At 26.9% G+C, this 8,608-nt stretch carries 9 protein-coding genes; all 9 read right to left on the bottom strand.

Annotation, left to right across the window (positions count from 1 at the left end; all coding sequences use genetic code 11):
- Positions 1–36: 36 nt before the first annotated feature.
- The 9 genes from BN346_RS02640 to ribD all read right to left on the bottom strand — a co-directional run bounded on the left by BN346_RS02640 (position 37) and on the right by ribD (position 8,301).
- Complete coding sequence (locus BN346_RS02640) at positions 37–618, bottom strand: hypothetical protein (RefSeq protein WP_034439061.1); 582 nt, start codon at positions 616–618, stop codon at positions 37–39.
- A 283-nt stretch (positions 619–901) separates the two neighbouring features.
- On the bottom strand, positions 902–2,059 hold the full coding sequence (locus BN346_RS02645; protein ID WP_034439063.1) for a hypothetical protein: 1,158 nt from the start codon (positions 2,057–2,059) through the stop codon (positions 902–904).
- Positions 2,046–2,891, bottom strand: a complete 846-nt coding sequence (locus BN346_RS20355; protein ID WP_051539927.1) for a DUF1700 domain-containing protein — start codon at positions 2,889–2,891, stop codon at positions 2,046–2,048. Before BN346_RS20355 ends, BN346_RS02645 begins: the two co-directional genes overlap by 14 nt.
- A 3-nt stretch (positions 2,892–2,894) precedes the next feature.
- Positions 2,895–3,218, bottom strand: coding sequence for a PadR family transcriptional regulator (locus tag BN346_RS02655; RefSeq protein ID WP_034439064.1), 324 nt, complete (start codon positions 3,216–3,218; stop codon positions 2,895–2,897).
- A gap of 287 nt (positions 3,219–3,505) precedes the next feature.
- On the bottom strand, positions 3,506–4,153 hold the full coding sequence (locus tag BN346_RS02660) for an HAD family hydrolase (protein ID WP_034439065.1): 648 nt from the start codon (positions 4,151–4,153) through the stop codon (positions 3,506–3,508).
- A gap of 648 nt (positions 4,154–4,801) precedes the next feature.
- On the bottom strand, positions 4,802–5,263 hold the full coding sequence (ribH, locus tag BN346_RS02665) for a 6,7-dimethyl-8-ribityllumazine synthase (RefSeq protein ID WP_034439067.1): 462 nt from the start codon (positions 5,261–5,263) through the stop codon (positions 4,802–4,804).
- Between the two features lie 22 nt (positions 5,264–5,285).
- The gene (locus BN346_RS02670; RefSeq protein WP_034439068.1) at positions 5,286–6,479 is read right to left on the bottom strand and encodes a bifunctional 3,4-dihydroxy-2-butanone-4-phosphate synthase/GTP cyclohydrolase II; all 1,194 of its coding nucleotides are present in this window, start codon (positions 6,477–6,479) and stop codon (positions 5,286–5,288) included.
- Between the two features lie 75 nt (positions 6,480–6,554).
- Positions 6,555–7,208 (bottom strand): riboflavin synthase, encoded by a 654-nt coding sequence (locus BN346_RS02675; RefSeq protein ID WP_034439091.1) that lies wholly within the window; start codon positions 7,206–7,208, stop codon positions 6,555–6,557.
- Positions 7,209–7,221: 13 nt separating this feature from the next.
- On the bottom strand, positions 7,222–8,301 hold the full coding sequence (gene ribD / locus BN346_RS02680) for a bifunctional diaminohydroxyphosphoribosylaminopyrimidine deaminase/5-amino-6-(5-phosphoribosylamino)uracil reductase RibD (protein ID WP_034439069.1): 1,080 nt from the start codon (positions 8,299–8,301) through the stop codon (positions 7,222–7,224).
- Between the last annotated feature and the right edge of the window lie 307 nt (positions 8,302–8,608).

Below are 8,608 nucleotides of genomic sequence, written 5' to 3' on the forward strand. Positions count from 1 at the left end.
ATATTAAATGTTGTTACTTTTTATATTATTTATAATTTACACTAATTTATTTAGGAATGTTCCTTCTTTCAAATTAACATTTTTTATGCTAATTTCACCATCTCCTTTTTCTGAGTCTTCTTTAGCTTTTTCAATGGCTGCAATTTTTATACGAAGTTGAATGTCAGAAATTCCTCCTTTTAAAGCCATCTCAGATATATTGCTCATTGCCATGGCTATAATTTGCTGTCTTTCTTTGGTGCTTTTAGCTCCTTTAAGTCTTTCTTTTAAATCTTCTCCTTCTTTTTTAGCTTGTTCTGCTTCTCTTTTCATATCTGGATATTTTTCATTTATAAATCGTTCTTCTTCTTCTGATAATTTTTCACCTTTAGCAATCTTAACTGCTATTCTCTCAGCTTTGCTCATTTCTTCAGTTATTTCTTGCCAAAATGCTGCATTTTCTGCTTTTTCAAACATATTTAACTTTCCATACTCTTCATCTGATAAATCATCAACTTTCATTCCTGCTGCCAACTTATCCTTAATTGCTCTTATATCTTCCGTAATTATTGTGCTACTTTTTTTATCATTATTATTCTTTATAAAGAATAAATTTTTATTTCCTAAATTTGAAATCATTTATTATCACTCCCTTAACATCATTTATTATTAGATAATCTTAACTTTATATTTAATTCTTAGTTTTGTATTTAGAGCCCGTTGACAATTGAAATATTTTTTTCATTCATCAAGAAACATGAATTATTTAATGAGTATTTCTTTAAAGTTTAAATTAGAAAATCTTATTAATTTATGTTTTATTTCCATATATTTAATATCGTAATAATCTTTAATTTTGTTATAGTAATTTCATTATTCTAAACTTTTGTACAAAGAAAAAAGCCTCTTTTAAAAGAAGCTTTTATCTATGCATCATTAATTCAGTTTCTAAACTTTCTCTTGTAATATTTTCAAATCTTCCTCCACCATTAGAAGTTATATTCATGTTATACTTTCCAATAGTTCCATTTGAAATTTGGCCTTCAAATTTGTTGTCCTTAGCTTGTATATTAAGACCTTTTATACAGTGATTAAAATAATTATTATTTTTTCTGTCATCTCTATCATCTCTGTCATCATAATCATTATAATCATCATAGTCATCATAATCATGATCATTATAGTGTTCTGGATTTTTCATTTCTATTTTACCATTAACATTGTAATCATGTATATCTGTCACAATTTCAAAATAATTATTTGTATTTATATTAACATTTTGTCCTATAGGCATATATGATTTTACTTTAACACTACTAGCTTTTAATGTTACATTACTCGGTAACTTTTTAACGTCTTTATAATCACTTAATAACCCATTAGTTGATATATCTATATTGTCTGCAAATATTTCTATATTCTCAGCATTAATTAGCTCTTTAAAATCCATTGAAATATATGAATTTGTTTGTATATTTATATTCTTTAAGTTATTAACCTTAGGTAAATCACAATATCCTGAGTAACTTTTATACTTTAGTGTGTCTTTTAAAGTACTTGCATCTTCTGTTATTAATGATACGTGTCCTTCAGCATTTAAACTTACATTTATACCTTTTGGAACTTCTACTGTAATTTTAGATATTTCCCCATCGTAAACTACAGAATATATAAGTCCATCATATAATCTTTTAAAGAAGTTCCCTTCACCACTTAGAAATCTTCTTTGAGATTTTAAATTTGTATTTAAATTTAAAGTTTTCTTTTCACTATCATATTTTGTATCTATATCTATATTTTGAAACTGTGAATTATATGCTTTTATTTTAAACAAATTATCATCGCTTTTCTTTAACTCTACTGTTGATATACCACCACCAACAGAATTTATATCTAAGTTTTCTATTAGGTCCTGTGATTTGTAAATTTCTTCACCTTGATTTTGTTTATATTTAATTCTTGCATCTTCAACTTCATTTATAACAGTTGGAACAGCTACTACTCCTGAACCTATAGCTCCAACAGTTCCAATTCCTACTAAAATAGCTGCTATTATAAGTGCCACTTTACTTTTCTTCATCTTCTCCAGCCTCCTTCTCTTCAAAGTTTTCAACTTCTACTATTTTACTTTCTTCTAAATATACAATTGTATCTTCTTTTTCATTATTTTCTTCTTCTTTTCTTTCTTCATTTACATTAACTCTTACTTCATTTTCACTTGATTCTCTGTTGCTATTTTTATTTTCTTTAACTCTTATATACATTTTTTTTGTTTTTATCCATGCTACATATTTTGTAAATAATCTTTTTATTAAAATAACAACATTTACGTATATAGTCCATAAAGCAATTATTACACCAGTTCCTGCTAAAGATATAAAGAATCCAAATAATCCTAAATAAAAATTAGCTGCCATTGCTGGAAATGATAATGCATATCCTATCATATCTAAAACTGAAAGGCCTACAAGACCTAATCCTGCTCCAATTACTGAACCTATAACCATTATTGATGGTATTATTAAAAGCAAACTTAAAATTATAAGAATAGCTTTAACTCCCCAAGTAGGAATTTTTTCATTTATTATATCATTAGAGTTTAAAAACTCTTTACTCTTTTGAAATCCTTTTTTACTTGTCTCTTTTGTTTTTTCCCATACCTTTTTAGCTTCATCTTTATAATCTTTATCCCTATTTGAACCTCTATTTTCTCTTTTCATTTCTTCTTTTAAATCCTGAGCTATAGTTTTTGGTGAACCTAATGATGCTATTATTTCTTCATCACTTTTTCCCTCCAACTCTCCATTTAAGAAAAATTCTTCATAATCTCTTAATATATCTAAAATTTCACTTTGACTAAAACTATCTTTTAAATAATCTCTTAATATATCTAAAAATTCATTTTTACTCATTTTTTAGCACTCCTTCCTATATCTTTCTAAAATAAAGTTTACATCCTCTACAAATCTATCCCATTCATCTACCATATTCTTTAAATTTTTCTTTCCTTCTTCAGTAATTTTATAATATTTTCTGTCTGGACCACCTTGTGCTTTTTGAATGTAAGTTTCAAAATTGCCTTCTGCTGTAAGTCTTCTAAGCAATGGATAAATTGTACTTTCCTTTACATCCATAACTCTAGAAATACTATCTACAATTTCATATCCATACATATCTTTGTCATTTATTAAAGTTAAAACACATATCTCCAGCACTCCTTTTCTTAATTGAGTACTCATATTAATCCTCCCATCTTTTAAAGATAATAATTCCTTTGTTTCTCTATACTGTGTATTGCATAGTACTCATGTTTAATTTAAGAAATAACCTAAATACTTATATATATTTTAGCTATTTCAGCAATTAATATTCATATATAATCTACTTGGTAATACATAGTAGCTTATTTTTTTATAGGTACTGTGTAATGCACAGCACCTTATGAACTTATATTATCATACTACTATGCAATACACAATACCCTTTTTAAATTTTTTTAATTTAATTTTTCATATTTCAATAATTATTAACATTCAACTATCTTTATTAACTCTTCGAATTTATTTATTATGTATGTTGGATTTGATGTTTTAAGCTCTTCTAATGTATTGTTTCCATATGTTACAGCACAAGAATGACATCCTGCGTTATTTCCCATACCAACATCATAGATAGTATCTCCTATGACTAATGCTCTTTCTTTAGATATATTTATATTTTCAAGAACTAAATTTACAACATCAGGCGCTGGTTTATGTTTTTCTACATCTTCACAGCAAGCAATAAATGTAAAAAATTCTTCTATTCCTAATTCTTTTAAAAATAGAACTAAAGTATCTCTTCCTCTACTAGTGGCTATTGTAAGCTTTACACCTTTTTTATATAAATATTCTAAAGTGCTTTTTACTCCATCAAATAATGTAACAGTATTTGTACATATATTTTTGTATCTAAGCTTGTACTCATTTACAGCCTTATCTACATTTTCTTCTTTAAATCCATCAATACTTTTAAACATTTGATATAAAGGAAGTCCTATAAGTCTTGTAATATTCTCATCACTTATATCATCATTTCCAAAATACTTTAGTGTATCCCTCATTGTTAGTACTATACTCTCATTAGTATCTGCTATAGTACCATCAAAATCTAAAACTAATGCATCAAAATTCATAAATCTAATACTCCTTATAATAATTATTTTTTAGTTAATTCACTATAAATTCTTAATAAAACATGAATAACTTAGTTTTTAGCTTTGGCTTCCTACATTATACTACAAAATGCACTAAAGGTTAAAACTTTAAATTACAAATTTTACATTGAAATAAATTGTTAACTTAAAAAACTTTATCTTAAATTTTAAAACATATGTTTTCTATTATGTAAATTTTTTGTATTTTTTCACAAAATATTTTTACTTGCTATATAATTAACTTAATCACTAAAAAATTTTATTACAGGATACATGACATAGCCTAATAAGCCATGTTACCAAGGAATTCTTACATGGTTTACATCCTTTAATTCTAGGATTAATTGAATGAATTTATTGCTAAATTGGCTTACTAGTTTTCGAGTGTATCAAAAATTTGAATTCATATTCATTTTTAATTACAAAATCCCATTAATAATCTAATATTTAAACATACTCAAGTTTAAAATTGAGTATGTTAATTTTTTTTATATAAAAGGGGGCTTTTTTATGAGAAAAAAATTTCCAAACTTCTGTAAATACTTTGACTTATATTGCACTATCTTAAAATGGCGTATTTAACGCATTTTTAAAGGAGGGCTAAAATCCCCCCTTTTTAACTGTCTATTACATATTTTTTATAAGATTTGCCATTTCTATTGCAGTACATGCTGCATCAAATCCTTTATTTCCTGATTTTGTACCAGCTCTTTCTATAGCTTCTTCTATGCTGTTTGTAGTTAAAACTCCAAATATTATTGGTTTTTCTGTATTTAATGAAGCATTTGCAACTCCCTTAGATACTTCTGAACAAACATAATCAAAATGTGGTGTAGAACCTTTTATTACAGCTCCAAGACAAATAACCGCATCATATTTCTCATTTTTAGCCATTTTATTTGCTATAAGTGGAATTTCAAAAGCTCCTGGCACCCAAGCAACATCAATATCTTCATCTTGCACTCCATGTCTTTTAAGCCCATCTAATGCACCACCTAAAAGTTTTGAACCTATAAATTCATTAAATCTTCCAACTACAATTCCTATTTTTAATCCTTCTGCTATTAACTTTCCTTCTAATATATTCATATTTATCTCTCCCCTTAATTCTTTAAAGTATGTGATGTAATCTTTCTTTTTTAGTTTTTAAATAAAATTCATTTTTTTCATTGTGATTCATTTTTATTGAAACTCTCTCTACTATTTCAATTCCATGTCCTTTAAGTCCTAATATTTTTTGTGGATTATTAGTCATTAATTTTAATTTAGTTGCACCTAAATCACTTAATATTTGAGCTCCTATACCATAATCTCTAAGATCTACAGGAAATCCTAATGCAATATTTGCATCTACTGTATCCATTCCTTCATCTTGAAGCTTATATGCTTTCAGTTTATTTATAAGACCTATACCTCTTCCTTCTTGTCTCATATATAAAAGAACTCCACATCCCTCATCTTCAATTCTTCTCATAGCCTCTGCAAACTGCTCTCCACAATCACATCTTCTTGAACCAAATGCATCTCCTGTTAAACATTCTGAATGAACTCTTACAAGTACTGGTTTATCCTTTTTTATATCTCCCTTTACTAAGGCTACATGGTGTTCTCCATTAAGTTTATTTACATATCCTATTGCTTTAAAATTTCCATATTTAGTAGGCATTTCTGTTTCTACAACTCTTTCTACTAATTTCTCTCTTTCTTTTCTATACTTTATAAGATCTGCAACTGTTATAATCTTTAAATTATGTTCTTCACTAAATTTCATAAGTTCTTCTGTTCTTGCCATATGTCCATCATCACTCATGATTTCACATATTACTCCTGCTTTTTTTAATCCTGCCAAATTTGCTAAATCTACTGCTGCTTCTGTGTGTCCTGCTCTTTTTAATACTCCCCCATTTTTAGCTGCTAACGGAAATACATGTCCTGGTCTTCTAAAGTTTTCTGCTTTTGAATTTTCATCTATCAGCATTTTTATTGTCTCCGCTCTTTCAAATGCTGATATGCCTGTATCTGTAGTTATGGCATCTACTGAAACTGTAAATGCTGTTTCATGGTTATCTGTGTTTTTTTCAACCATTTGGTTTATTTTTAAATTATTAAGCATTTCTATGCTCATAGGTGTACAAATCAATCCTCTTCCAAACTTAGCCATAAAATTTATATCTTCACCTGTTGCTTTTTCAGCTGCCATTAAAAGATCTCCTTCATTTTCTCTATCTTCATCATCAACTACAATTAACATTTTTCCATTCTTTATATCTTCTATAGCTTCCTCAATTGTGTTAAAATTTTTCATTACTATTCCCCCTGTAAAATTTCAATATTTAATTCATTTTTTAATTAGTCATTTTAATATAATTATTTATATTTATTAATAAAACCCATTTTCTTTTAAGAAATTTATAGTTATATCATTTTTATTTGAATTTTCTTTATCTCTTGAATATAAAATCTTTTCTATATACTTGGATATTACATCACATTCTATATTTATTTTTGCTCCTATTTTTTTACTTAGAAGCGTAGTTTCTTCTTTGGTATGCGGAATTATACACACTTTAAATGAGTCTTCATTTACATCTGCCACTGTTAAACTAACACCATCTAAGGTTATAGAGCCCTTGTAAACTATATTTTTTATTATTTCTAAAGAAGGCTTTATAGTTATCCATGTTCCTATACTTTCTTTTTCATAACTTGTTATTCTTCCTATAGCATCAACATGACCTGTAACAATATGCCCATTAAATCTTCCATTATAACTTAATGCTCTTTCCAAATTCACTTTACATCCTGCATAAAAATCAGATAAGTTTGAGCATCTTAAAGTTTCTGCCATAGCTTCTGCAACAAAATCATTTTTGCTTTTTCTTACAACTGTCAAACATACACCATTTGTTGCTATGCTATCTCCTATTTTTATGCCTTCTAAAACTTTTTTACATTCAATAATAAGCTCTGAACTTTTTTCATAATTTATTATTTGTTTTACTATTCCTATTTCCTCGATTATTCCAGTAAAAATTTTTCTCATCTCCTTAATACTGAATATTACCTTCTATTAAAATATCCCCTTCAAAATCTAATACTTTTAAGTTTTTAATATTAAAACTTTCATTTATTTTACTTTTCCCTTCACCTTCTATTGGTGTTATAGCTTCCTTTCCCCCTATTATTTTAGGACCAATAAAAGCATATACCTTATTTATTATATTTTCCTCTAACAAGCTATAATTTAATGTTCCTCCACCTTCTACCAAAACACTATCAATATTTCTTTTACATAGCTCATCCATAACAGTTTTTAAATTCACTTTATCTAATTTTTTATCAACTTTTACAACTTCTACATTATAGTTTTTTAATGCTTCAAGTTTTTCTTCATTTTCCTCTGCATAAAATATTATAGTTTTTCCTTCTTCTTTTAAAAGCTTTGCATCTACAGGAATTCTTAAACTACTATCAATTACAATTCTTATTGGATTTCTTCCATTTTCTATTCTGCTAGTTAACCTTGGATTATCCTTAATTACAGTATTTATACCAACCATTATTCCTGAATATCTATTTCTTAATTTGTGAACATACTCTCTAGAATTTTCATTTGTTATCCATTTTGAATCATAATTTTTTGTAGCTATTTTACCATCTAACGTCATTGCCCATTTTAAAGCTATAAAAGGCACTTTATTAACTATGTAATAATTAAAAATTTCATTTAATTCTCTACATTTCTCTTCTAATACACCAACAGTTACGTCAATACCATGATTTTTTAGAAATTCTACACCTTTTCCACTGACTAATGGATTTGGATCTAGTACACCTATAACAACTCTTTTAATTTTACTTTCTAAAATTTTTTTAACACATGGAGGTGTTTTTCCATAATGACAACAAGGTTCTAAAGTAACATATATAGTAGAATCACAAACATCTTCTCTACATGAATTAATAGCATTTACTTCAGCATGATTTTCTCCAGATTTCTCATGATATCCACTACCTATTATTTTGTCATCTTTTACAACTACTGCTCCAACTAAAGGGTTAGGACTTACTTTTCCATGTCCTAATTTAGCAAGCTCTAATGCTTTAGCCATAAAAACTTCATCCATACTATTCTCTCCTTTTTATATTTAATCAGACTTATGACACTCCTATTTATTTCTCTATTTTATATAAAAAAACAAAAATGCCCTTAGCTTTTTATTGCTTCGGGCATTTAATAATTCCATATTAAAATTCATTTACTATTAATTATTTAATGTTAATTTTACAAGTTTAAATTTAAAATTTTTATAAAAATAAATACTCCAAGCTAAAAAGCTCGGAGCATAAAAATCATAAACAAAACCTATTTAAACAATATAAATAAACTTAATGTAAATTATTTTCTCTTCTCTCATCCAGACTATACTGTCG

The organism is Clostridium ihumii AP5 (genome assembly GCF_000612845.1).
GTDB classification, from domain to species: Bacteria; Bacillota; Clostridia; order Clostridiales; family Clostridiaceae; genus Clostridium_J; species Clostridium_J ihumii.